The organism is Pseudoalteromonas sp. SG43-6, assembly GCF_014164365.1.
In the GTDB taxonomy this organism is placed as follows: Bacteria; Pseudomonadota; Gammaproteobacteria; order Enterobacterales; family Alteromonadaceae; genus Pseudoalteromonas; species Pseudoalteromonas rhizosphaerae.
The window spans coordinates 23,288-49,622 of record NZ_JACJEZ010000029.1; the positions used below are offsets into that span (position 1 = coordinate 23,288).

20 protein-coding genes and 1 pseudogene are annotated in these 26,335 nt (G+C 40.7%); 15 read left to right on the plus strand and 6 right to left on the minus strand.

Annotated features, from left to right (window positions below; genetic code table 11):
* The first annotated feature begins 2 nt into the window (after positions 1-2).
* The 3 genes and pseudogenes from H5201_RS13440 (at position 3) to H5201_RS13450 (ending at position 1,880) form a co-directional block, all read left to right on the plus strand.
* The gene (locus H5201_RS13440) at positions 3-1,028 is read left to right on the plus strand and encodes a zinc-binding dehydrogenase (RefSeq protein ID WP_145236115.1); all 1,026 of its coding nucleotides are present in this window, start codon (positions 3-5) and stop codon (positions 1,026-1,028) included.
* A gap of 84 nt (positions 1,029-1,112) precedes the next feature.
* A pseudogene (locus H5201_RS13445) lies at positions 1,113-1,515 on the plus strand (NUDIX hydrolase).
* A gap of 41 nt (positions 1,516-1,556) precedes the next feature.
* Entirely contained in the window at positions 1,557-1,880 is a 324-nt protein-coding gene (locus H5201_RS13450; RefSeq protein WP_145236108.1) for a GNAT family N-acetyltransferase, read from the plus strand.
* Positions 1,881-1,982: 102 nt separating this feature from the next.
* On the opposite strand, the gene H5201_RS13455 is transcribed toward H5201_RS13450, so the two are convergent.
* The 3 genes from H5201_RS13455 to H5201_RS13465 are packed head-to-tail and all read right to left on the minus strand — an operon-like array spanning position 1,983 to position 5,497.
* Positions 1,983-2,606, minus strand: a complete 624-nt coding sequence (locus H5201_RS13455; RefSeq protein ID WP_182784829.1) for a membrane integrity-associated transporter subunit PqiC — start codon at positions 2,604-2,606, stop codon at positions 1,983-1,985.
* A complete protein-coding gene (pqiB, locus tag H5201_RS13460; protein ID WP_182784831.1) occupies positions 2,606-4,261 on the minus strand; it encodes an intermembrane transport protein PqiB in 1,656 nt (551 codons plus the stop codon). The genes H5201_RS13455 and pqiB overlap by 1 nt, the downstream gene beginning before the upstream one ends.
* A gap of 9 nt (positions 4,262-4,270) precedes the next feature.
* Positions 4,271-5,497, minus strand: a complete 1,227-nt coding sequence (locus H5201_RS13465; protein ID WP_149980384.1) for a paraquat-inducible protein A — start codon at positions 5,495-5,497, stop codon at positions 4,271-4,273.
* Positions 5,498-5,661: 164 nt separating this feature from the next.
* Here H5201_RS13465 and H5201_RS13470 point away from each other — a divergent pair, with 164 nt between their 5' ends.
* On the plus strand, positions 5,662-6,423 hold the full coding sequence (locus H5201_RS13470; RefSeq protein WP_310736702.1) for a transporter substrate-binding domain-containing protein: 762 nt from the start codon (positions 5,662-5,664) through the stop codon (positions 6,421-6,423).
* Here the strand turns inward: H5201_RS13470 and H5201_RS13475 are convergent.
* A complete protein-coding gene (locus H5201_RS13475; protein ID WP_149980122.1) occupies positions 6,412-7,227 on the minus strand; it encodes an acyl-CoA thioesterase II in 816 nt (271 codons plus the stop codon). The two genes, H5201_RS13470 and H5201_RS13475, sit on opposite strands and share 12 nt — an antisense overlap.
* 244 nt (positions 7,228-7,471) lie before the next feature.
* On the opposite strand from H5201_RS13475, the gene dnaK reads away from it, so the two are divergent.
* From dnaK to H5201_RS13520, 9 genes are all read left to right on the plus strand, one after another.
* On the plus strand, positions 7,472-9,388 hold the full coding sequence (gene dnaK / locus H5201_RS13480; protein WP_149980123.1) for a molecular chaperone DnaK: 1,917 nt from the start codon (positions 7,472-7,474) through the stop codon (positions 9,386-9,388).
* Between the two features lie 187 nt (positions 9,389-9,575).
* Positions 9,576-10,718 (plus strand): molecular chaperone DnaJ, encoded by a 1,143-nt coding sequence (gene dnaJ, locus H5201_RS13485; protein WP_145236090.1) that lies wholly within the window; start codon positions 9,576-9,578, stop codon positions 10,716-10,718.
* A gap of 333 nt (positions 10,719-11,051) precedes the next feature.
* Complete coding sequence (locus H5201_RS13490; RefSeq protein ID WP_149980124.1) at positions 11,052-11,285, plus strand: FeoA family protein; 234 nt, start codon at positions 11,052-11,054, stop codon at positions 11,283-11,285.
* Positions 11,282-13,603 (plus strand): Fe(2+) transporter permease subunit FeoB, encoded by a 2,322-nt coding sequence (gene feoB / locus H5201_RS13495; protein WP_182784833.1) that lies wholly within the window; start codon positions 11,282-11,284, stop codon positions 13,601-13,603. The genes H5201_RS13490 and feoB overlap by 4 nt, the downstream gene beginning before the upstream one ends.
* A gap of 85 nt (positions 13,604-13,688) precedes the next feature.
* Positions 13,689-14,150, plus strand: coding sequence for a Cys-tRNA(Pro) deacylase (gene ybaK / locus H5201_RS13500; protein ID WP_145236081.1), 462 nt, complete (start codon positions 13,689-13,691; stop codon positions 14,148-14,150).
* A 311-nt stretch (positions 14,151-14,461) separates the two neighbouring features.
* On the plus strand, positions 14,462-16,717 hold the full coding sequence (locus H5201_RS13505; protein ID WP_145236077.1) for an acyl-CoA dehydrogenase: 2,256 nt from the start codon (positions 14,462-14,464) through the stop codon (positions 16,715-16,717).
* A 223-nt stretch (positions 16,718-16,940) separates the two neighbouring features.
* Positions 16,941-19,043, plus strand: a complete 2,103-nt coding sequence (locus H5201_RS13510) for a TonB-dependent siderophore receptor (RefSeq protein WP_182718720.1) — start codon at positions 16,941-16,943, stop codon at positions 19,041-19,043.
* A gap of 650 nt (positions 19,044-19,693) precedes the next feature.
* Positions 19,694-21,181: an FMN-binding glutamate synthase family protein gene (locus H5201_RS13515; RefSeq protein WP_220497175.1), complete on the plus strand. Its 1,488-nt coding sequence runs from the start codon at positions 19,694-19,696 to the stop codon at positions 21,179-21,181.
* The gene (locus H5201_RS13520; protein ID WP_182784835.1) at positions 21,181-22,893 is read left to right on the plus strand and encodes a thiamine pyrophosphate-dependent enzyme; all 1,713 of its coding nucleotides are present in this window, start codon (positions 21,181-21,183) and stop codon (positions 22,891-22,893) included. The genes H5201_RS13515 and H5201_RS13520 overlap by 1 nt, the downstream gene beginning before the upstream one ends.
* A 292-nt stretch (positions 22,894-23,185) precedes the next feature.
* On the opposite strand, the gene H5201_RS13525 is transcribed toward H5201_RS13520, so the two are convergent.
* The gene (locus H5201_RS13525) at positions 23,186-23,362 is read right to left on the minus strand and encodes a DUF6435 family protein (RefSeq protein WP_182762539.1); all 177 of its coding nucleotides are present in this window, start codon (positions 23,360-23,362) and stop codon (positions 23,186-23,188) included.
* Positions 23,363-23,557: 195 nt separating this feature from the next.
* Between H5201_RS13525 and H5201_RS13530 the strand changes: the two genes are divergently transcribed.
* Positions 23,558-24,508 carry an oxidoreductase family protein gene (locus tag H5201_RS13530; RefSeq protein ID WP_182784837.1) on the plus strand — a complete coding sequence of 317 codons (951 nt, stop codon included), beginning with the start codon at positions 23,558-23,560 and terminating at the stop codon, positions 24,506-24,508.
* A 1-nt stretch (position 24,509) separates the two neighbouring features.
* Entirely contained in the window at positions 24,510-25,481 is a 972-nt protein-coding gene (locus tag H5201_RS13535; RefSeq protein ID WP_182718723.1) for a Gfo/Idh/MocA family protein, read from the plus strand.
* A 1-nt stretch (position 25,482) separates the two neighbouring features.
* Here the strand turns inward: H5201_RS13535 and H5201_RS13540 are convergent, their stop codons facing one another.
* Positions 25,483-26,325, minus strand: a complete 843-nt coding sequence (locus H5201_RS13540; protein ID WP_182718724.1) for an ABC transporter substrate-binding protein — start codon at positions 26,323-26,325, stop codon at positions 25,483-25,485.
* Between the last annotated feature and the right edge of the window lie 10 nt (positions 26,326-26,335).

Consider the following 26,335-nt stretch of genomic DNA (forward strand, 5'->3'; position numbering starts at 1 on the left):
TGATGCCACATACTGATCTTTTATCAACAATCCCCGCGACAATGCGTGCGATTGCGTTACTTGAACCTAATGAACAGATTAATTTATCTGAGCTTGAATTGCCGGTGCCTGATGTTGTAGACAACGAATTGTTGATAAAGGTTGAGTATGTTGCGTTGAATCCAGTTGATGCGTATTTTGCTAAACAAGGTTTTTGTAAATGGCACTATCCTCATACCCTAGGCCTTGATGCTGTAGGGGTGGTGGTAAAAGCCACTAAAGGGGTATTTCCAAGTGTCGGTACTCGGGTTATGTGGCATGGTAATGTTGGCGACCAAGGGGTGTTATCGCAATACGCTAAAGTGCCTAACTTTGCTGTATCGCAAATTCCTGACAGCGTTACGTTACAGCAAGCCGCGACATTACCCTGCGCAGGGATGTCGGCATTAATAGCTCTTGATAAACTGCAATTAACCGAAGGTGATTCACTTTTAATTGAAGCTGGTGCGGGGGCCGTCGGTCAGTTCGCCATTCAATTTGCCAAACAACGTGGTGCTACGGTATTTACCACCGCGAGCAAACGCAACCATAAGCTTGTTAAACAATTGGGTGCTGATGTGGTGTTTGATTACAACGATAAAAAGCTTAGCGATAAAATTCGTAAAGAACTTGGTCCACAAGGCTTTGATGCGGTGCTCGATTCGATTGGTGGTGAAACCACTGTGCGTAATGTTGAATTAATGCGTTTTTGTGGCCGTATTGCGTGCTTAAATCCACTGCCTAAGTTTGAGCAGGAGCTGATGTTCAGACGTGCGCCAAATATAGGTATTGTTTCTTTAGGTGGAGCGTGGTTAGCAAACAGTTTATGTGCTCAGCAAAAAATGAGTTTTATGGGCAATTTATTGCTAGACAATTTAGCCAGTGGCAGTATCAAAATACCGCAGATCATTGAGGTTGAATTTAACGCCAGTAGTATTTCACAGGCGCTGAATAAACAAATTGCTGGTGGCTTTACCGGAAAGCAGGTAGTGAAAATTAGCCATGATTAATTATTAACCGTGATTCATAATCTTTAAGCCTCGCAATTGCGGGGCTTTTTGTTATTGTTTAAGGTTATCAACTTAGGGGGAAAGATGGCATTTACAGATTTTTATCGACTCAGCGCCCATGGGGTGATCACTAATGCCAGCGGGGAGGTTTTGCTGCTAAAGGCAAGCTATGGCGAGCTAAGCTGGGGATTACCTGGTGGCGCCTTAGATGTCGGTGAAACTGTACATCAAGCACTCATACGCGAATGCCAAGAAGAGCTCGGCTGTGAAGTGAAAATTGAACACTTAACCGGTATTTATTATCACAAAGCGTTTAATTCTCATGCTTTTATTTTTAGAGTTAGTTTGTTAAAAGATGCTGTGATCACGCTCAGCGATGAACACTTAGCACATCGTTATTATAAATTGTCGGAGCTTTCCAAGGTTCAACAACATAGACGCAGCCTGTTTAAATTATACCGGTACAGTTGATAGTGCTGCATTTTAATTTAGCTTAAACGATCACTATCATTAATAGGAAAACGAGATATGAATACGCAACGTTTAATTCTTCGCCATGGCCAGCTTAGTGATGCGTCGTTTATCTTGAGTTTATTAAATCAGCCGAGTTTTTATCGTTATATTGCTGATAAAAGCATTTATACCAAACAACAAGCCGAAGATTATTTACAAAAAACCTTTATTGATGGCCACCAACAGCAAGGTTTTGGACCTTATATTGTGGCAAATAAACAAGGCGTTGCCATGGGCATGGTGGGCTTATTCCAACGAGAAGCATTAGCAGTGCCTATGAAGCGGCTGCAAAACTATTACACGCGTATCAAGGTAAGTTCAGCTACATTGCCGCGATAGCCGACGCTGACAATACCGCTTCGCATGGGTTATTAAATAAACTCGGGTTTAGGTATATAGGCAAAGCAGTGCTTAATAATGATGGCACTGCTTTAGTGGTGTTTATTCTTGAATAAGAACACTCAGGGTAGTTGCTACCTGTTGATTAATATTCTGCCAGTTTTGCTCTAAGCTTTCGACGAGGCCTTCGTAATCATCACCAGTTAAAGGGTTAACCTCACTAAAATAATGAATTGTTTTTAAAGAGCGGCCATTTTCAAACGACGTATAATATAGGCGCCACAAACCAGAAATATCGGCATTACCTTGGTTATCACCATTGAAATGATGTAGCTCATATTCTAATTCATAATAACTTTGCTGATCTTTATCTGTTATAACAGGTAATCCTTTGACCACCATCCAGTTATCAAGCGTGGTAAATAATGTTTGATGGGCGCTTGCTGTTAGCATTTGATCTGGCGCTTCACTCCATAAGTGATAATTTGCAGCATTAACTTGGTTGTTGTCTAGTTTCATGGCGATACCTCGGTTATTCAAGGCTCCACGCAGGCTGACAGTCGTGACGCGCAATTGAGCTATTGTGTCAGTTGAACTGCGCTGCATTGGTTTTATGGTTTGTTCGAACTGATAATATTCAACCGGTGCATTAAGCGATTGGCTACACCCAGATAAAAATAGCACCCCGATTACAGCAAGAAATTGTGGTCGTAAAAGCGTGCGCATTATTGTTTCCTCGGTGTTGGATCACTAGGCAATGATTTATCAAAAATAAACATATTCGGTTGCTCATTTAAACCACGAGTAAGCGGTTGCAACTCTTCACTCAAGCGCTTAAATTCTGATAGCGTTTGTTGTAGCTGCTGATGAAATGAAGAACCTTGTTGGTAACTTGCCATGGTTTTTTCAAACTGTTTCATGGTGACATCAAATTGCTGCATGCTCTTGGTCATTTCAGCAAAATTACGATTAATATCACCGGGTAAATCTTGGGTATCTTGTTTACTTAACAATGTGCGCATTTCATTCGCCAGCGCTTGGTAATCAGCAAACGCGGAATCAATTTGCGCTAAGCTGTCTTCAATTTTTAAGTTTTTTACCTTATTTAATACGTCAGACACTTGATCTGCTAATACGGTAATGCCACTGGAAACACTTGGAAATACTTGATATTGAGACAGTGTTTCTAACTTCGCAGCTGGGGCATCGTGGTAGATATCAAAATCGACATACACAGCACCGGTGAGTAAGTTGCCTGGTTTTAAAGAAGCGCGCATGCCATTTTTGATCCAACCATCAACACTGTTTTGCCAAAATTGTTTGGCTGAGGCATTATCGTGGTAAATGCGGCCATACTCTATTTTTATCAGTACTGGCACAGCGGTATTATCAGTTCTAAAGTGAGCGGGTTTGCCATCGATCATCACATTTGCAGGTGCTTTAACAACAGTACCGACGCGCATGCCACGATATTCAACCGGGGCTCCGGCACGTAAACCTCGAATAGACTGTTCAAACTCAATTAGGTAATAGTCAAAATTATAAAAACGCTCCTCAAGAGCATCTTTGTAGCTGTTACTAAGCGAAAAGCTATGGCCTTCTTGGGCTAAATTACCCGGTGACTGTTGTTTAGGCAAACCAACCGAGATCCCTCCTTTTAATAACCTGCTTAATGAACCTGTTTTTACATTAATGCCATCGGCAGATAAATCAATTTCAACACCCGTATTGACCCAGAAAATAGAATTTAAGGTGATCAGGTTTTGATAAGGTTCGTTGATGAAAATACCATACTTCATCGCTTGATTCTTCCAATCAAATGTCGCTGTTTCAACTTGACCAATTTTATAATTCTTAAAAAATATACCGGTGCCGACATCCATAACCTCAGCATCATAGCTGAGTAATGAAAAGCGACCGCCTTTGACATCTTTATCAATCAGCGCTGGCTCTTCTTGTAATTTAAAATGCTCTTTTGTTTTACTACTTTCACCTGGTGAAAATTCTAAATATACACCCGATAGTAACGTGCTCATACCGCTGATACCCGTTTCATCAATACGTGGTTTTACTACCCAGATGTTGGCGTCTTCCGTGAGTAAGCCATCATAATGTCTATCAATTTGAGCTCGAGCAATCACACTGTTTTTAGTATCAGAGAGGCGAACGTGATCAATTTGGCCGATTTTCACACTACGTACTTTTATTTCAGTCTTGCCTGCCACGATACCCTCAGCATGAGGCATTGAAATATAAATGGTTGCGCCTTTATTAGCTTGGTATTGGTAAAGCATCCACACACCAACGAGCAAAGCTATAACCGGTATGATCCAAATCGCAGAAATAATAGGTTCTTTTTTTATATTAGCCGTTTCACTCATGCTGTTTCTCTAATTTATGGTCTTTTTATCATTGTTTGGCGAATCCCATAATAGCCGAGGATCAAACGCGTGTGCTGCCAACATTTGGCAAATCACCATGATAGTAAAAAATACAGTGCCTAAACCTGGTGTTACCGACATTAAATTCCCAAGTTGCACTAAGGCTACTAGAATTGCGACAACAAATACATCGATCATGGACCATTTACCAATAAACTCAGTTAATTGATAAACTTTAGTATAGCCCTTTGTTTGGCCGTTAGCGGGTTTGCTAACCAAAAAGCATAAAAATGTTAAAATGAGCGCTTTAGCTAATGGTACTACTACACTCGCTAAAAAAATGATTAATGCAATAGGGTATGAGCCAGCTTGCCACAGTGTTATTACCCCACCAATTAATGTTGAGGGGGATTCATCCCCCAAACTAGTGGTGTACATTATTGGCAATAAATTTGCCGGAATATAACAGGCAATTGAAGTTATTAACCATGCCGTTGCTTTTTGTACGCTGTGGGGGTTTCTGATATGGGTTTTGCTATTACAGCGAGAACAGTATTCGCTATCGCTTAGTTGATGGCAGACATGACAGGCTCGAATGTTACTATCTATGGCACGATAAGAAAGTTTTGCGGCTGCAATTTCAGCCTGAGGCTGTACTTGATCCCATAATCGAGCACGATTTAAGTGTGCTAATGAGCCAATATAGAAGAGTACAAACGCGGCATAGGCCCAAAAACTAACGCCAAAGCTGACTTCCGCTAGCGACATTATTTTTACCATGCTGACCAATACACCGATTAAAAATATTTCTGACATTATCCATGGCTCTAGCGCTAAGGTGAATTTGAGTAAGCGTCTGGCAATCGTTTGTGGAAGTACTTTAAGTAAGCCTAAATGCAGTGGGATCAAAATAGTGAGTAATGCCATTGGTAAACCAATAATACTAACATCAATAAAAATGCCTAATAAATCGCTGTCGTAATTAAACAAAATACGAGCGGCATCGGGCAAGGTAATCGTCTGTGTAATGCCATTACTACTAAATGAGATAAATGGATAAAACATACTGCTTAGCAGCATGAGTAAAGCACTAATACTGAGTGCTACAATACGGCTGTCATAATTTATATTTGCTGCGCATAGTTTACTGTGACAATGTGGACAGACAGCCATTTGTTTTGCAACTATGTGCGGGATATCAATAATCAAGTCACAATTAGGGCAGGCAGTTTGCAAATTAATAACCACTTAGAAGTATCTTAGATCAAGTTTGCATCAATTATATGCTAAATACAAATGCGAAATTGGTTTAACTAGGCTAGCCTAATAAGAAAGTTGTCATGTAATTTTACAGTTGCTAAAAAGCATCTATCTGTGGGTGGTGAATGAAGTATTTTATAGTGTTTTTTTTTGTTTTATATAGCACTTTTGCATTGAGTTTAGCTGCGCCAAAATCTAGCGACATTATTACCGTTGCGGTAAGCCCTTCTTTGCCTCCTTACGTCTTTAGTGAGGATGATACCGGCTTGCAGTTGCAGATTTTAAAATCTGCGTTTAAAGATCAAGGTATAACCAACCTAGATATCGTTTACATGTCTAATAAGCGTGCAGGGCAGTCCTTAGAACAAATGCAGGTCGATATTGCGATGAATTATGCGGGCGTGACGAGCCCTGCTATTTTTTCCAGTCAAAGTCTATTGGCTTATCAAAATGTAGCGGTGAGCCTGCAGAAAAATCATTTTAAAATTAACACTGTGTATGATTTATCGGGTAAGAGTGTTGTCGCCTTTCAAAATGCCACCGAATTTTTGCCGCCTCCATTTAAAACATTAACAACTAAACTGAGTTCCTATGAAGAAGTTGTATACCAAGCGGCGCAGGTGGATCATTTAATGAAAGAGTGGGTTGATGTGGTGGTACTAGAGAAACGGGTGTTTTTACATTATTTACAGCAGTATAAAGAATCGCACCCAATTAAGCCTATTACTATACACCCTATATTTCCTGAGGCACCTCGCCCTGCCTACTTTAATAGTAAAGTGCTACAAGAGATTTTTGATACGGGACTTGCCCATATCATTGCAAATGGGCAGTACAGTAAAATTATGGCCTTTGATGGCAGCGATTATGCTCAGGCTGTAGAACCAAACTCAATCAAATAATGCTACTGTTTGGCGGGTAAGCGCAAGCAACTCACCGGATTGTGACCAAATACAGCCATCTTCTAAACCATAACCATCTTTACAGTGGTGAGTTACTGCTTCAAATCCAAGCCACTCGTCGGCTGCCAACTGCGGTGTTTTCACAAACTCTAAATACCACGACATGCTACTGGCGGGCGCTGGTTGGTTAAACATTTGTAATAAAGTAGGCGGCCATGCATCCGTTAAGGCAATAATATGTGCCTCACTTAGTTCTGCTGGCGACTGTTTTAATTTCATCCAGCCGCCTAAATGCGACGTTTGGGCTGCTGTAAACGGCATTGCACCTTGCTGAGGACAAAGCGCGACATGTTGGAAGAATTCCGGCATGGCACCTGACTGAAATGGTAAAGTGTAACGTTCATTAACCGGTTTTAGGCTCATTGTTTTTGTCACTGGTACCTTAATAGCTGAATCTCGCGATTTTGCAAAACACGCTTGTACGACCACGCTTACTTGGCCGTTCTGCAGCGCTTTAGCCAGTACTTGTGTGCTACTTTTTCCTTCCCGTAAAATTTCGACGGAAAGAGAAAAATCAGCATCTGCTAATAAAGGACCTACAAAATTTGTACTAATAGATAACAAACGACGACTTGGTTCTATTTGTTGACGCATTGCCTGATACAGTAATGAGGCTGATAAACCGCCAAAAGCAGTTCGACCTTGGCACCAGTTAGCAGGAAATTGCATTGTTGCGTAAGTTTGCTCTGAAGGGGGAAGCTGACCTATAAGTGCCGCTTGCTGTAGTAGTTGGTCAAAATGCATAGTGATCCTTTGAGACATTTTTTATTTATTAGTGATTTTATAACACAGAAAAACTCATCAGACCAGATTGTGAAATGGCCCCTAATGATGCAAAAAACGTCAATCCACACATTAATTAGGGTTATTTGCAAAATAAATTACAAAAAAGCACTTTTTTTTCATTTTTACAGTTGAATTAAGTTTGTGGCATCCCTATCTACTAGTCATCGAACGTATTAATGAATTTTGAAGTTGGAGATATTTCATGGGTAAAATTATCGGAATCGACTTAGGTACTACTAACTCTTGTGTTGCAGTACTTGATGGTGGCAAAGCACGTGTTATTGAAAACGCGGAAGGCGATCGTACCACTCCGTCTATTATAGCTTATACGCAAGACGGTGAAACTTTAGTAGGTCAATCTGCTAAACGTCAAGCGGTTACTAACCCGACAAACACATTATTTGCAATTAAGCGTTTAATTGGTCGTCGCTTTGAAGACGAAGAAGTACAACGTGATATCGGCATCATGCCTTTTAAAATTATCAAAGCAGATAATGGTGATGCATGGGTTGAAGCGGGCGGCGAAAAACGCGCTGCACCACAAATTTCAGCTGAAGTTTTGAAAAAAATGAAAAAAACAGCTGAAGACTTCTTAGGTGAAGCAGTAACTGAAGCGGTTATTACAGTACCTGCTTACTTTAATGATTCACAACGTCAAGCTACTAAAGATGCTGGGCGTATTGCAGGTCTTGAAGTTAAACGTATCATCAATGAGCCAACTGCTGCTGCCCTTGCTTATGGCATGGACAAAAACAAAGGCGAAAACGTTGTTGCAGTATATGACTTAGGTGGTGGTACTTTCGATTTATCAATCATTGAAATTGATGAAGTTGAAGGTGAGCACACATTTGAAGTACTAGCTACAAATGGCGACACTCACTTAGGTGGTGAAGATTTCGATAACCGCGTAATCAACTATTTAGTTGCTGAATTCAAAAAAGATCAAGGTTTAGACTTAAAAACTGATCCACTTGCAATGCAACGTGTTAAAGAAGCGGCTGAAAAAGCAAAAATTGAATTATCATCTGCACAATCTACAGAAGTAAATCTTCCGTACGTAACTGCTGATGCAACTGGTCCTAAGCACATGAACGTGAAACTAACACGCGCTAAGCTTGAGTCACTAGTTGAAGATTTAGTAATGAAGTCACTAGAGCCATTAAAACGTGCCCTTGCTGATGCTGATTTATCAGTAAGCGACATTGACGACATCATCCTTGTTGGTGGTCAAACACGTATGCCTTTAGTACAAAAAACAGTTGCTGATTTCTTCGGAAAAGAGCCACGTAAAGACGTTAACCCTGATGAAGCAGTAGCCGTGGGCGCAGCGATTCAAGGTGGTGTACTTGCTGGTGATGTGAAAGATGTACTATTACTAGACGTTTCGCCATTATCTCTAGGTATTGAGACTATGGGCTCTGTAATGACTGCGTTAATTGAGAAAAATACGACTATTCCAACGAAGAAATCGCAAACATTCTCAACTGCTGAAGATAATCAAGCCGCAGTAACTATCCATGTCTTACAAGGTGAGCGTAAACGTGCTAGCGACAACAAATCACTAGGTCAATTTAACCTAGAAGGTATTCGTCCAGCACAACGTGGTACACCACAAATCGAAGTTACTTTTGATGTGGACGCTGATGGTATCTTACATGTATCTGCAAAAGATAAAGACACAGGTAAAGAGCAAAAAATCACCATTCAAGCATCTTCAGGCTTAAGCGATGAAGAAGTTGAAAAAATGGTTCGTGATGCCGAAGCACACGCAGAAGACGATAAAAAGTTTGAAGAGTTAGTAGCTGCACGTAACCAAGCTGATGCACTTGTTCACGGTACACGTAAGCAAATTGAAGAAGCGGGTGATGCATTACCAAGCGAAGACAAAGACGCAATTGAAGCGGCTGTTGTTGACCTTGAAGCTGCGATTAAGAGTGACAAAAAAGACGAGATTGAAGCAAAAACTCAAGCGCTTGCTGAAAAGTCACAAAAGTTAATGGAAATTGCACAAGCTAAAGCACAACAAGGTGGTGACGCCGGTGCCGAGCAGCAACAATCTGCGAAGAAAGATGACGACGTAGTGGATGCTGAGTTCGAAGAAGTTAAAGACGACAAGTAATTGTTGTTAGCGCTTCGCCTAACTGAAAACACGATGACTGATATCGCAATTTAAGTTAGGATGAACAACTAAGGCGCGCGGGCTAAAGCTTGACGCGCCTTTTGCATGTAAATTAGATGATAAATCGATACGATTTATCGATTTATCCGCAGCAATGCTGCAGTAAGAAAAGAGTAGTGTGATAGATATGTCAAAACGCGATTATTATGAAGTCCTTGGAGTGGCAAAAGACGCCAGCGAAAGAGACGTAAAAAAAGCGTATAAACGCTTAGCGATGAAATATCATCCAGATCGTACCGCAGGCGATAAAGAACTTGAAACTAAATTCAAGGAAGTAAAAGAAGCTTACGAGATCCTCACTGACAGTCAAAAACGTCAAATGTATGATCAATACGGCCATGCTGCGTTTGAACAAGGCGGTGGCGGTGGTGGTCATGGCGGCTTTGGTGGCGGCCATGGTGACTTTGGTGATGTATTTGGTGACGTGTTCGGTGATATTTTTGGAGGCGGTGGTGGCCGTCGTCAATCGCGTCAGCAACGAGGTTCAGACCTACGTTACAACATGGACTTAAGCTTAGAAGAAGCGGTTCGTGGTAAAGAAGTAGAAATTAAAGTACCTACGTGGGTGAGCTGTGAGCCGTGTGACGGCAGCGGTGCAAAAGCGGGTTCTAAACCGAAAACATGTACGACTTGTCATGGTGCAGGCCAAGTGCAAATGCGCCAAGGTTTTTTTGCTGTGCAACAAACCTGTCCAACCTGTCAGGGCACTGGTCAGATAATTTCTGATCCATGTAATAGCTGTCATGGTCAAGGCCGTGTGGAAAAAACCAAAACATTATCGGTTAAAATCCCAGCCGGGGTTGATACTGGCGACCGCATTCGTTTATCTGGCGAAGGTGAAGCAGGGGTACATGGTGCACCCGCTGGTGACTTGTATGTGCAGGTATCGGTACGTGAACACCGTATCTTTGAGCGTGATGGTAATAACCTATATTGTGAAGTGCCGATTGGGTTTACAACGGCTGCTCTTGGTGGCGAAATTGAAGTACCGACTTTAGATGGTCGTGCTAAATTGAAGATCCCAGCTGAGAGTCAAACGGGCAAAATGTTCCGTATGCGCGGTAAAGGTGTTAAGTCTGTCCGTAGTGGCGCAGTTGGTGACTTGATCTGTAAAGTGGTAATAGAAACACCCGTTAAGTTAAATGAACGCCAACGCGAGTTATTGCAAGAGCTTGAGCAAAGCATGGGTAAGGATGGTTCTAAAAACCGTCCAAAAGAAAAAGGCTTTTTTGATGGTGTAAAAAAGTTCTTTGATGATTTAACTAAGTAATCACTCATTACTTACAAAATGGCGCTAATTAGCGCCATTTTTTATTGGCTAACAAAAGCTTATTAATCTGACAAAAATAAGCGCTTTGTTGACAACCTCGCAGTAATACATATTCATAATGCTACCTTTACAGAGCGATTAGGCTCGTTAATCACCTGTCACTTAACGGCTATTTTATCTTATCAAATGAAATCCCGGACCCTATATGGGTAATTAAATGCCATTGCTGCTTTATTTTGCATTACTTATCGATATGATAATTAGTCTCACTTGCATGATTGAATAATCGGCGTAAAATCAGCGCCATTGATGTATTAAATGAAATGAGATGGCATGTTAACGTTAGACGAATTAGTAATTGGCCAACATGGCTCTGTTGTAAGCATCGATCCTAATGCGAGTTTGTTGCGCCAGAAATTACTTGCAATGGGTTTAACGCCAGGCGCTCCTGTCCACGTATTGCGCTTTTCTCCATTTGGCGATCCGATGATTGTCAAAGTTCGCGGTACCGTTCTTAGTCTTCGTAAATCCGAGGCAAAATCAATTAATTTGGAACTCGCAGTATGAATCCAAACATTGCCGTAATAGGTAACCCAAACTGTGGTAAAACTACACTATTCAACGCTTTAACCGGTAGCAAACAGAAAGTAGGTAACTGGTCAGGGGTGACCATCGATAAGAAAATTGGTCAATTTAAAGTGGCTGATCAGACTGTCGACTTGGTTGATTTGCCTGGCACTTATTCTCTAGATGTAAATGCACAAACCCCTTTAGATGAAAAAATTGCGCGTGACTATGCACTCAGTGGTGAATCACAACTGATCATCAATATTCTTGATGCATCAAATCTTGAACGCAATTTATACCTCACCGCTCAGCTGCTTGAGATGAAAGTACCTTTACTCGTCGTGCTAAATATGGTCGATGTGGCAAAAAGAAATGGTTTAGTAACGGATCCAAAGGCGCTAGAAAAGCGACTTGGATGCCCTGTGATTGCCTTAAGTGCAAATAATAAAACAGACATTACAGGTTTAAAAGAGTTTATTGCGCAAGGGCTTAAACTTAAAAAAGTATCAATGCATACCCCTAGTTATGAGCAAAAAATAACGCAAGCGGCCAACAACATTGCAGCCAGTTTTACTGCCAATAATAAACCGATAGAAAACATCGACACTGATTGGTTGTCATTGCGGTTATTAGAGCAAGATGAAAGCTGTTTTGGCTATGCTGATAAACAAACACTGGCAGTGGCAAAAGCTGAATTTGAACAGTTTGCCGATCACCATGAACTTGATGTGCTTTTTGCCAATGGTCGTTATGAGTTTGCCCATCAACTGGCTGAACTTGCTCAAAATACTAAAGGCATCGCCTCTGAAACCATTAGCGATAAAATAGATGCGGTAGTGATCAATCGTTTTTTAGGGATCCCAATATTTTTAGGGATCATGTATTTAATGTTTACTGTTGCGGTAAATGTTGGCGGCGCATTTATAGACTTTTTCGATATTGCTGTAGGCGCGATTTTAGTCGATGGCTTTGGTGAAATATTAACTTCATTAGGCGCACCTGATTGGCTACGCGCATTGCTTGCGGACGGTATAGGTGGTGGTATTCAGCTTGTTGCCACCTTTATCCCGGTGATTGGCTTTTTATACTTTTGTTTAGCCTTTATTGAAGATTCAGGTTATATGGCGCGTGCTGCTTTTATCATGGATAGATTAATGCGCGCCATTGGTTTACCGGGTAAAGCGTTTGTGCCTTTAATTGTTGGCTTTGGCTGTAACGTGCCATCAGTAATGGCAACTCGTACTTTAGAAACCCATAAAGATCGCTTACTGACTATTGCCATGTCACCATTTATGTCATGTGGCGCGCGCTTAAGTGTGTATGCCTTGTTTGTCGCTGCCTTTTTTACCACTAATGGCCAAAACTTAGTATTTGCACTGTATATTTTAGGTATTGTTATGGCGGTATTAACCGGTTTGGTACTTAAAAATACCTTGTTTAGTCCAACGCTTACCCCGTTTATTCTCGAATTACCTGCGTATCATATGCCAACGGCAAAAGGCGTACTTTACAAAGCATGGGAGCGCTTAAAAAGCTTTTGTATGCGCGCCGGTAAAACTATAATTGTGGTGTTTGTTATTTTAAAAATATTAAGCTCCATAGGTACTGATTTTACCTTTGGCAATGACAACACAGATAAATCGATGCTCAGTGAAATTTCAAAAATTGCAACACCGGTGTTTGCTCCTATCGGGGTAGAGCAAGATAATTGGCCTGCAACTGTCGGTATTTTTACTGGCGTATTTGCTAAAGAGGCAGTAGTTGGCACTTTAGATAGTTTATATTCAAATTTAGATGGCGTAGCGGCTGTGAATGAAGAGCCAGTTAATGTCATCGATAAAGTGGCTGAAGCATTCGCGAGTATTCCTGCAAACCTAATAGACGTATTTGGTAATTTACTCGATCCACTGGGTTTAAATGTCACTAATGTGAGCGATCAAAGTAGTGCGGCCATTGATCAAGAAGTGAATGTATCGACCTTCGCAACCATGGAAAACCTATTTAGCAGTCAACTTGCTGCATTCAGTTACTTAGTTTTTGTATTGCTTTATACACCGTGTGTGGCGGTGATGGGCGCTATGTACCGAGAAGCTGGAATGAAATGGATGCTATTTGTTGCAATTTGGTCAACAGGGCTTGCTTACATCACAGCCTCTGTGGTGTATCAAGTGGGTAACTTTAAGCAATCTCCGATGTTTTCGGCATTTTGGTTACTCGGGTGCGCTGTCGTTATTGCATTGGCAATAAGCTCTATGCGGATTTATGGTAATAAAATGGCTGCAAATAGTCGTTTAATCCCTGTTGTTAATATTATTTAGCCAGTATATATAGTTTAAAAAAGAGTACCTTGGTACTCTTTTTTTTGTTAATTTTAAAGCAGTTAACAATTCAATGGAGTTAGTCATGACGCCAGCTACACAATTATTAAAAAAACACAAGGCCACTTTTGAGCTGCTCAGTTATGAGCATAACTCAAGTACACATAGCTTTGGTTTAGAAGCTGTTGAAAAGTTAAATCTAGCCGCTGAGCAGGTTTTCAAAACCTTAGTATTTGAAACCAATGAATTGCAGTTAGTAGTGGCAATTACGCCTGTGAGTCAACAAGTTAACTTAAAGCTCTTAGCAAAAGCATGTGGTGTTAAAAAAGTACATATGGCCGCTGCACAAAAGGTAGAAAATAGCACCGGATATATTCTTGGTGGCGTAAGTCCATTAGGGCAAAAAAAACGCTTAGCAACTTACCTCCATAGTAGCGCAAAGCAGTTTGATATTATTTATGTAAGCGCTGGTAAACGCGGCCTTGAAATTGCACTTGATCCCAATACATTAATAAAACTGTGTAATGGCAAATTAGCTGACTTTTAGTGGTGATTAACAGTGTTAGTTAACAGTCGATAAGCTTACACTACTTACCTTGCACAAACTTTAACATATCTTTATTTTCCCTCATTTTGTTTCTATTGTTGCTGAGGTTTAATTATTTTAGCGTTTTTTAGTAAAAAAAAATCAACTTAATACTTTTCAGCGTACAAGTGTTAGCTCTTTTTATTCAATGGCTTAGATAGCCTAAAAATAAATAAATTGAAAAAACTGTTAAAAAATTGCTTAGAGTAATTGATCTAAACCATTTTTTATGACGTAATGTAGGTATTATTGTCTGGTCGGATGAGTTGATTATGAGTTTACGTACAAAATTAAAAAAAGTATTACCAAGTATTTCTATCACTGAACAAGAAGCCCTTGATGCGGGTGATGTGTGGTTAGAAGGCTCTATTTACCAAGGTAAGCCTGACTTCAACGCACTTCGCGCAGTCCCTGCTGCTGTATTGAGCGCAGATGAACAAGCATTTATCGACGGCCCATTACAAGAGCTATTGGGTATGATCGACGATACAGAAATTCAAAATGGCATTCATTTACCTGAATACATTTTAGATTTTCTGAAAAAGGAACGTTTCTTTTCACTGATTATTCCTAAATCATTTGGTGGTTTAGAGTTTAGCCCTTACGCAAACTCAACTATCGTTGGCACAATCGCCACTAAAAGTTCTGCAGTTGCAGTAACCGTTATGGTTCCTAACTCGTTAGGCCCTGGTGAGTTACTACTGCACTTTGGTACTAAAGAGCAGCAAGCACATTATTTACCACGCCTAGCCAATGGCCGTGACATTCCATGTTTTGCACTCACTAGCCCAGAGGCTGGTTCTGATGCCGGTGGCATTCCAGATTTAGGCACAGTGACTAAAGGCATGTACAACGGCGAAGAAGTACTTGGTCTTGAGATCACTTGGGACAAGCGTTATATCACCCTTGCGCCAATTGCCACCGTACTTGGTTTAGCATTTAAAGTGGTTGATCCAAATGGCTTGCTAGGTGGTAAGGAAAACCTCGGTATTACGTGTGCACTTATTCCAAAAGAGCACCCAGGTGTTGAACTTGGTAATCGCCATGATCCAATGGGGATTCGTTTTTACAACGGTACTACGCGTGGCAACAAAGTATTTGTACCAATGGACTTCATTATTGGTGGGCAAAAGAACATCGGCCGTGGCTGGCAAATGTTGGTTAGCTGTTTAGGCGCTGGCCGTGGTATTTCATTACCTGCATTAGGTGTTAGTTCATCTCAGGTAGCATTTAAAGGTGCGTCTGAATATGCTGCGGTACGTGAGCAATTTGGCTTAGCAATCGGTCAATTTGAAGGTATTCAAGAAAAACTCGCTGATATTGCTGGTAAAACATACCTACAAGAAGCAATGCGTGTACTTACAACCGAAGGTTTAGGCATGGGCTTAAAGCCATCGGTTGTGACTGCAATTGCAAAATATCACATGACTGAAATTGGTCGCGACGTGCTTGACTCAGCAATGGATATTCAAGCTGGTAAAGCAATTCAGAACGGCCCGCAAAATACGTTAGCAAGCGGCTATGTTGCACAGCCAATTGCCATCACGGTTGAAGGCGCCAACATTCTTACACGTAACTTGATGATCTTTGGTCAAGGTGTAATGCGTTGTCACCCATATTTACAATCGATGGTTGAATCAATCCACAGCGAAGATAAAAATGCAGATAAAGAATTTAACCGCATTCTGCGTAAAACAGTGGGTTATAGCGTAGCAAACAGTTTACGTGCATTTCGTTTAGGCGTATTACCATTTACAGCAGGTGCTAATTCACCACTTCCAGAAGTACGTGAATATGAAAAAGCAGCTCATAAATTATCAGCTAAATTAGCAGTATATGCAGATTTTTCGTTACTGGTACTCGGCGGAAAACTTAAACAAGCGGAAATGCTATCAGCCCGTTTAGGCGATGTAATGAGCTTCTTATATGCGGCAATGGCATCAATTAAATATTATGAGCAAAAAGTGGCAAGCAGTGAACGCGAGCAAGCAGCGCCATATTTCCACTACGCAACACGTTTTGCATTACAAAGCGCCGAACAAGCATTGCATAAGTTTTTAGACAACTTCCCTGCAAGTGGCACACGTAAGTTTATGCGTTTTATTACCATGAACTATTCGACTAAAATGCCAAAAATTAGCGATGACTTAATTCGCGAATTAGCTACACAGGCGCAACTTGACACGGCATTTAAAAAGCAAATCACACACTTAGTTAAACCTATTGAAGGTGATGGACATTACATTAACGAGCAAGCGTATAAAGCGAAAATGGGCTGTTTAGATTTACTCGCAAAAGTGAAAAAAGCCTTGCGTGCTAAAACAATCAAACCAGGTATTCGTTTTGCACTTACTCTTGATAATGCACTTGTAGCAAATGTAATCACTGAAGAAGAATACGCTAAACTGATTGATTACAACAAAAAACGTGAACGTGCAATTCGTGTTGATGAGTTTGATTTTGATATGAACTTATTAGACGAAAATGCAAAACCGATAAACCCACTGAAAAGTGTTGTTAATCAGTAATATTTTTTAATTCAACAATGTAAGCGCCTGCAGTATAGGCGCTTTTTTTGTGCTAAAAAAACTTAGAATCCATATTTATTCGTTAATAAGACAAGTGTTATTCCGCCGGCACAGTAATATGTTATTCAATTGTAAGTCTATAGGTTGTAAAACTTTATGATTGTATTTGTTGTTAAAAAACGTTAATCTAAGTGCAAATTGTTTTTATTTGACTTGAGGGTCCATGTTTAATCCAACTATTTCTTACATCTCTATGGCAGTTACATTAGCAATGTCGAGTGTAGCTTTTGCAAATGAGCAAGGCACAGAAGAAGCAAATATCGAAAAAATCTCTGTGCTAGGGCAACGGTTAGAATATAATACCAGCGCTACAGGCTTAATGCTTTCAGTGCAACAAACTCCTCAGTCTATCTCTGTAATTGATGCGCAAGCAATTCAAGACTTTGCACTAGATAATGTTGCAGATGTCGTGGGAATGGCTGCGGGGATCAATGTTCAAAAAGCAGAAACCAGCCGTTTTTTCTTTAGCGCACGTGGTAATCCCGTTACCAATTTTCAGTATGATGGCTTACCGGTTTTTTACAATAGCTTTTTTTCAGAAGCAGTATCAGATTCCATTCTTTTTGAGCGTGTGGAAGTAGTTAGAGGCGCCACTGGCTTACTCTCTGGAGCAGGTGAACCTTCAGCGGCAATCAATTTGATCCGTAAAAAAGCAGGTTTTGAACAACAAGGTTACGTTACTGCGAAAGTTGGTTCATGGCAAAATGTTAGACTTGAAGGTGATTTTAACACGCCACTCAATAGCGATGGCAGTATTCGTGGCCGTGTAGCTGCGAGTATTGATCAAGGTGAAAGCCATGTTGATTTAGCTGAAAAAGATAATCTTCAACTTTATACAACCGTGGGTTTTGATTTAGGCGCGAATACTGAGATGAACATCGGAATAGAGCATGCGAAACGTAGGCCTAAAGGCTCTACATGGGGTGCATTACCTTTATTTTATGCAGATGGCTCCTCTGCTGATGATTTAGCTATATCAAGTACAACGGCAGCAAACTGGACCTATTGGGACCGCGATAATACCAGTGCCTTTGTTAATTTAGCGCATAGCTTTACAAATGGGTGGCAGTTGAGAGCAGAATACGAACGCCGAGATGATAAAATGGATGGCAAACTATTATACTTAAGCGGGCATCCTGATCGAGACACTGGGCTTGGTATGAGTGGTTCGTCAATGATTTATCAAAGTGATCGTACTTTGGATAGTGCGCGCATATACGCAGATGGTCCTTTTGAGTTGTTTTCTCGAGAGCACCGCTTGATTGTTGGGGCTAACTTAAGTGATCAGCATGTCACTTCTGATTCATTTTATGCTATCAGTGGTGATCCCGTTGGAAACTTTTTACAGTGGGATGGCAGTGTATCTGAACCTACTTATGCAGATACCGCTATTACCGGAAAAAATAACGAACAGCAGGTTGGGGCGTATATTGCTACACAACTGAGTATAACGGATAAACTAACCCTTGTTCTAGGTAACCGCTTTAGTCGCTATGATTATGAAAATGAGATAGACAGTGCTGATAATTACAAACAAACGGGCATTAACACTCCTTATGCGGGACTAGTGTTCTCACCTGTACCTACGGTATCAATTTATACAAGCTACACTGAAATTTTCCAGCCACAAAATGCAAAAGACAAAAATGATCAACGTCTTGACCCTGTTGAAGGCAGTAATTTAGAAGCTGGGGTAAAAAGCACCTGGCTTGATGAACGATTACTTGTTACTGCTGCCGTATTTAAGGTCGAAAAAGATAATGTAGCAGTACTAGACCCTTCATTCACTGAACCATTGCCTGATGGTAGCTTTCCATATATCGGGAAAAAAGGTACGCAGAGTAAAGGTTTTGAGGTGGAAGTTTCAGGACAAGTGACTGATTCATTTAATGCTAATTTCAGCTACGCACATACCAAATCTGAAGATGAAAATGGTGATCCTTTTGCAACACATAACCCAGAGCACTTAGTTAAACTGTCTGGAATGTATGATTATAATGAGGCGTTCAAATTTGGTGTAAATGCACATTGGCAAAATGAAATCTATAATGAAAATGTTGGCCCTAATAATGCCTATCGTGCAGAGCAGGCAAGTTATTGGCTGGTTAATATGATGGCGCGTTACAAGTTTACAGATCAGTTTAGCGGTCAAATGAATATCAACAACGTATTTGATAAAAAGTACTACTCCAGTATTGATTTTTATAACCAAGGCTTCTTTGGCGCACCCCGTAATATTGAAGCTTCAGTAAGGTATCAGTTTTAACCACTCTCTATTTATCATAGCTTACCCCGCAAGTTAAAGCGGGTAAGCTATTCCTTCTTAGGTAGTTTACTTGATTAGATCTAATCACTTTTTGTACTTAAAGTGAGTGGGCAATGTCATTGCTGCCAAACACCAATGTAATCCAAAAAGCCATAAACTTGCGAATGGAAGTAAATCAAAGCCGACTAGTTTTTAGTACATTCAGATCCTAGCATACATGCTTACAATATCGCCAACATCTATCTACAGAGTTTATTCGTGTCGCTTTGCGATAAGATTTATTGATAAATCTTTATATGTAAACTCGCCAAACGAGTAAGGTAAATTTTTTGTTGATTATTTAAGGTAGTGTTCAGAAGGTAAATGATAGGGTAAAAATAAGTTATTTACTAAGTAAGCTGCACTCGCACCTAGGAATAGTGTGTTTGCTGTTTTCATTAAAATAGACAAAGGATTATAGTCTCATGAAGCAAGTCATGTCTTTTTTTCATTTAGTACTACGATCTTTTCTACCTATTTGCGCGGCGATAACAGCCTTGTTTCTAATCATTTTTGACTCATATAATTATTGGACACTCAGTTTAATTATTATACTTGCACTTTTATCCTTTCTTGGCGTTAGAGACCGCTTTCAAAAGAGTAATACACTTTTGAGAAATTACCCTGTAATTGCATGGGTGCGCCATATTTTTTATGATTTGCGTCCATTTTTGCGTCAATACATTGTAGAAGATGATTTAGAAGGGACGCCATATAGTTTTGCTGCGCGTAATCTTATTTATAATCGGGCTCAGGGTAAAAGTGACACACAGCCGCTGGGCACTGAGCGAAATGTCCGTGAAGATGGTTATACATGGGTGTGCCACTCAATGGCACCAAGCGCAGAGCCTGATAAAAAACCACGTGTCACGATTGGTAATGAGCAGTCTAGCCAACCCTATAATGCATCTTTATTAAATATTTCGGCCATGAGCTTCGGTGCTTTATCTGGGCGAGCGATAGAGGCTTTAAATAAGGGCGCTTCAATTGGTGGATTTTATCATGACACCGGTGAAGGAGGGCTTAGCAAATATCATAAAAAACACGGTGGCGATATTGTATGGGAACTCGGCACTGGCTATTTTGGTTGTCGTGATAAACATGGTCGTTTTGATCCCAAGCAATTTGCTGACCAAGCGCAAATCGAACAAGTAAAAATGACTGAAATTAAGCTAAGCCAAGGTGCAAAGCCGGGTCATGGTGGCATGTTGCCAGGCTCTAAAGTAACCCAAGAAATAGCCAACGCGCGACAAGTGCCTATTCATCAAGATTGCTTGTCTCCCTCAGGGCATTCTGCATTTTCAACCCCGATTGAGCTTCTGGAATTTGCGCAAAATATGCGTCAGTTATCAGGCAATAAACCCGTAGGTCTGAAGCTCTGTGTTGGCATGCCTCATGAAGTGATGGCATTAGGCAAAGCAATGTTAAGTACAGGGATTTATCCTGATTTTATCGTTGTAGATGGTGCCGAAGGCGGCACCGGGGCAGCTCCTAGTGAACTGTCTGATTGGGTTGGTATGCCTTTAGAAGATGGTCTCGTAATGATGCAAAATATGTTAGTGGGCACAGGGCTCAGAAAACATATTAAGTTAGGTGCCAGCGGTAAAATTTATAATGGTATGGGAATGGCAAAGCACATTGCTTTAGGAGCTGACTGGTGTAATGCGGCGCGTGCATTTATGTTTTCGATTGGTTGCGTTCAGGCGCGGCGTTGTGACAAGGGAACTTGTCCTACAGGCATTGCAACACAAGATCCGCAGCGTCAACGCTCCTTAGATATTGATATACAATCTGAACGGGCTGCTCGCTTTCATGCCAAAACTCTCTCAGCACTGGCTGAAATTGTAGGCTCAAGTGGTGTTATTCACCCAAGCGAGCTTAACCCGCATCAAATTATTACCCGTGTTAACGCTGCTCAATCTAAGTCGATTATTGATATTCACCCGCTTTTGCCTGCAAATAGCTTGCTTGACGCACCTAAAGATACAGCCTATGGCGATTGGTGGGAGGCGGCTTCACCGGATACATTCAAACCCATTAAAGACATAACACAAGCGATGGGAAAAACTTTATCAGCACATAATAGAGGGCATTATTAATGAGTATTACAGTTTCCGAAGTAATTGCTGACACGCTAATAAAAGCGGGTGCAAAACGTTGTTATGGTATTGTGGGTGATACAATTAACCACTTTACTAATGCAATCAGTAAAACGTCTCTAGAGTGGATCAATGTTCGACATGAAGAAGTGGGGGCATTCGCTGCTGGCGGTGAAGCATATATGACTAGGCAATTAGCTGTGTGTGCCGGCACCTGTGGTCCTGGAAGCTTGCATTTTGTTAATGGTATTTTTGAAAGCCATCGTAACGGATCGCCAGTTGTACTCATTGCTTCAAATGTAGATAGCTCTGAAGAAGGCATGGGGTTTCCACAGGAATTAGACCAAACTAAGATATACGATCAGTGCTCCGTTTTTTGCCAGCGTATTAATCATCCTAGTCAAGCAAGACGGATCGTTGCCCAAGCGGCCCAAGCTGCGTTAACTCATCAAGGTGTCGCGGTGGTTGTAGTGAATGGCGATATATTTAAAAATAAAATTGAAGATGATATCGCTTGGTCGGTACACCAACCACAGCCGTTAATTCGTCCAAATGACGCAGATTTAAACACCTTGGCGGGTATGATCCATAGTGCAAAGCGGATCACGATTTATGCGGGGATTGGCGCACGTGAATCACATGACCAACTAGTTGCGCTTGCTGATAAAATAAAAGCACCTATTGCACACAGCTCTCGTTCAAAAGAGTTTGTTGAACCTAATAACCCGTTTAATGTAGGTATGACAGGTATACTAGGTAATTTGGCTGGCATGCAAGCAATGGATGACTGTGATCTATTGCTATGTTTAGGCTCAGACTTCGCCTATACCCAGTTTTATCCGAAAAATGCACAAATTGTTCAAGTTGATACACAGGCGAAACATTTAGGAAGACGTACACCTATCGATTTGGGGTTGGTGGGTGATGTAGCCAATACAATTGAGGCATTACTGCCTTTACTTGAACAGCGCTCTGATGATTCTCATCTAAATAATGCACTAGAGCAGTGGCAAAAGGACAAAAAAGAGTATGCAGGAAAAGCAAGGCATGAGAGTGAGCTAATTCACCCTCAGTACCTAACGCAACTACTAAGTGATAAAGCCGATAGAAATGCTATATTTACCGCTGATGGTGGGAGTCCGATGGTCTGGTTACTACGCCATTTAGAGGCTACAGGTGAGCGTCGATTCTTAACAAGCCTACTGCATGGCACAATGGCAAATGCGTATCCCCAAGCGCTAGGTATTGCAAATGCATACCCACATCGGCAAGTGATTGCGATGTGTGGTGATGGTGGTTTAACAATGTTAATGGGGGATTTGCTGACACTAGTACAAGAGCAAATCCCAGTGAAATTATTGGTTTTCAATAATGAATCTCTTGGATTTGTTGAAATGGAACAACGAGTTGAAGGTCTACTAGATAACTTTACGAGTCTGCATAACCCAAATTTTGCTTTATTAGCTGAACAAATTGGTTTGCAGGGGTGGCAAGTTGATACTCCAGAGCGACTCCCAGATACGATGCAAGCTTGGTTAGATCATGAAGGACCTGCATTATTAGAAGTTAAAGTTAATCGTATGGAATTAGTAATGCCCCCTAAAATAGAGGCTAATCAAGTAGTTTCTACTGCCTTATTTGGAGTAAAAGCCGTTCTTAATGGTCGCTCAGATGAAGTGATTTCATTAATCCGAGATAACTTTATTAAGTAACAACGCCTTTTAAAATGGGAGGTATTACGATACCTCCGGTTTTTACTCATAGTGCCTCAACGTTTCTCGCTATGTTAATAAAATTATTCCTTCCCTAACAAGCGCTAGGATGCTCTTTGTGTTCAGGTCATTCAATCTAGCCCAGCACCATTAGGTGTCAGGATAAGTAGTTGAAATAGTGAGGATGAGTTTGTGTAAAGGGCTGATTTGTATGAATTGACTCAACCACGATTCACGGGGCTCAATAAAAAGCCCCATTTAATAATTTTAGATTGCAGGCTAAATATTATATTTACTTATTTTGTTTTTCTATCTCTATTATTTGTTTGTCTATTTGGTCTGCTTCAAAGGAGAGTTCTGAGTATTTGCGTATATCGCCATTACGTTGGGCATGCATGGCTTGTTCTAGTTTCATAGAAAGCTGCTTGTGTAGCTTTTTAGTTGGGTCTTTCTTAAAGAATGAAAACATATATTACTCGTTTAATAACTGGTGCGAATTGATACGTTTCAATCAATGCATTGGTTTACATTATGTTGAAATAGTAAGCTGGCAAAAAGATAATGATTGCTAACATGTAGTTAAGTAGTGTTCTGCGTTGCCTGTAAGCACTTTAATCTTAAAATGTTTATGTCATACTAGGTGTTTTTATGAATATTGGTGCGTATGTCTTTTTATCTGCCATTAATTGGTCTTCATTATAAAAATATTAAAATCACTGAAACAATCACTGCTTTATGGAGTGGCTGTGGTGAAATAGTGCGTTGTCGTTTAGACGGTAAAGCCTGCGTCATTAAAGCGATTAGTGTGCCCGATCACATAAATCATCCGCGAATTTCGCAAACTGAGTTTGCAATTAACCGAAAGCGTCACTCGTATGAAGTCGAATTCCATTGGTATCAGCATTATGCGTCGCGATTACCATCTAGAGCAGGTGCTTTAAGGTGTTTTAATGCCATAGAACATGAACAGCACAAAGTCTTAGTGTTTGCTGATTTTACAGAGAGTGGCTTTGTAAACGCAAAACCAATCCATACACATGTTACAGCCATTATTAAGTGGTTGGCGTATTTTCATGCTTTTCATTTTCAAGTCAAAGCTGATGGCTTATGGCCGCAGGGGAGTTATTGGCATTTAGCCACTCGGCCAGACGAGTATGAAAAAATGGCAGATTGTGCTATCAAGCAACAAGCACACAGCATCGATCAAACTATTCGGGCATGTCAGTATCAAACGCTTATTCATGGTGATGCAAAACTTGCGAACTTCGCTGTTAATAGTTCGACTATGGAAGTTTTAGGATATGACTTTCAATATGTTGGCGCTGGAGTAGGTGTTATTGACGTTATGTACTTTTTGGGTAGTTGTTTAAATGAACAGCAATTACAACAAAGAGCTGATGATTACTTAGCCGATTACTTTAAATATTTTGCCAACGCCATGCACATATTTGATAAAAGCGCATATAGCCATGCTGCTATTAACGAATGGCAAACCTTATGGCCAGTTGTATGGGCTGACTTTTACCGATTTTTAATGGGCTGGAGTCCAGAACACGTAAAAATTAATGCTTATATGCAATATCAAATTACAAAAACAAATTTTGGGGTAACGTAGAATGACGAAACAGATCCGTTGGGGAATGATTGGCTGTGGCGCTGTAACCGAGGTGAAAAGTGGCCCTGCGTATAAAAATACGAAAGGTTTTGTGTTGCAAGGCGTTACTCGACGAGATACCGCACTCGCTGAAGATTACGCAAAACGCCATAACGTGCCTATGGTATTTAAAACGGCCGATGAATTGATCGTAAGTTCTGATATTGATGCCGTGTATATCGCAACGCCTCCAGATAGCCATATGGAGCTTGCGCTAAAAGTTGCTGCTGCGGGCAAACCATGTTGTATTGAAAAACCACTGGCGCCTACATTGGCTCACAGTGAAGTTATTCTTGAAGCTTTCAGCAGTAAAAATGTTCCCTTGTTCGTCGCGTATTATCGACGTTCTTTACCGCGCTTTAATAAAGTAAAAAGCCTGATTGACACGGGCGAAATCGGCCAGGTGCGACATATTAATTGGCACTTAAGTAAAGCCTCCAGCGAGCAAGATAGATCAGGTGTTTACAATTGGCGTACCGATAAAACTATCGCACCAGGAGGTTATTTTGATGATTTAGCCAGCCATGGTCTCGATTTATTTGGTTACTTATTTGGTGATTATGAACAAGTGAAAGGACTGGCGACAAACCAGCAAAACTTATATGGCGCTTTTGATGCAATCACTGCGTGTTGGCAGCATAAAAACGGTATTACCGGCTCAGGAAGTTGGAACTTTGGTGGTTTTTCTCGTTTTGATGTTGTTACTTTATACGGTGAAAAGGGCGAGATCAGCTTTAGCGTATTTGATGAGCAAGCAATTACGGTTATTAACGAAAGTGGTCAGCAACAACTGAGCATTGAAAACCCGCCTCATGTTCAACAATATCATGTGCAAAATATGGCCTCGTCATTATTTGAAAATATTACACATCCGTCAACAGGTCATTCGGCCGCACATACTAGTTGGGTGATGGAGCAAATTTTAAACAACTAAATCAGCGTGCAGGTATTGCTACGTTAAAAGCATCTTGTAATGCGTGTAATATCAGCGCCTGCTCCGGCGGTGCAAATATTTGTGTGTGACTACTAATGATTATTTTCTGGATTTCAGGCGTTTGTAATGCTTGATCAAATAATGCAATCACTTGCTTTCCTTGTTCTGACTGCGAGCATGCAATATAGCCAAACACTGTTTGATTCGTGTCGTCTAGGCTGAGATAGCGGATATTTTCTGTGCTTGGATCTGTACCGTGACGAGAAGTAAACACCGATCTGTATTCAATAACGGCATCGAACTTATTTTGAAATAGCATTTGACTAAGGCGATAAGCACCTGTTGTGCCGCCTAAGCTCATAAATGATTTAGGATGCTTGGTAATATAATTATCTATTTCGTGACCATATGAACGCCCTGAAGCAATGCCGATGGTGAGATTATATTTATTTACCGCATCATTTAAACTAATATTTTCAGGCAGTTCTGGATGATTATACACCACTAAGCGGTTGGCCGGAAAAGCCATAATTGGGGAGGTACTAAATAATGCATTTTCAAGGCGATCAGGTGTTTTGACTTTATTGTACAAACACACATCTTTCATTGCATGCAATTGTTGCCACTCCCTTAATCTACTCGCTGTGATAAAGTTTAACGCGATTGCACCATTGAGCTGCTTTTCAATATCGAGCAAAAATTGAGTGGCTATGTTAAATGGATCATCATTTTCCTGTGATGCAAAGTCGGTCATCATTTGCACCTTTAATGGTTTTTTAGCCATCGCTAATGAAGGCATTATTGCTAAAATACCAATCAAGAGCCCAATAACAAACTTTGACATAAAACCTATG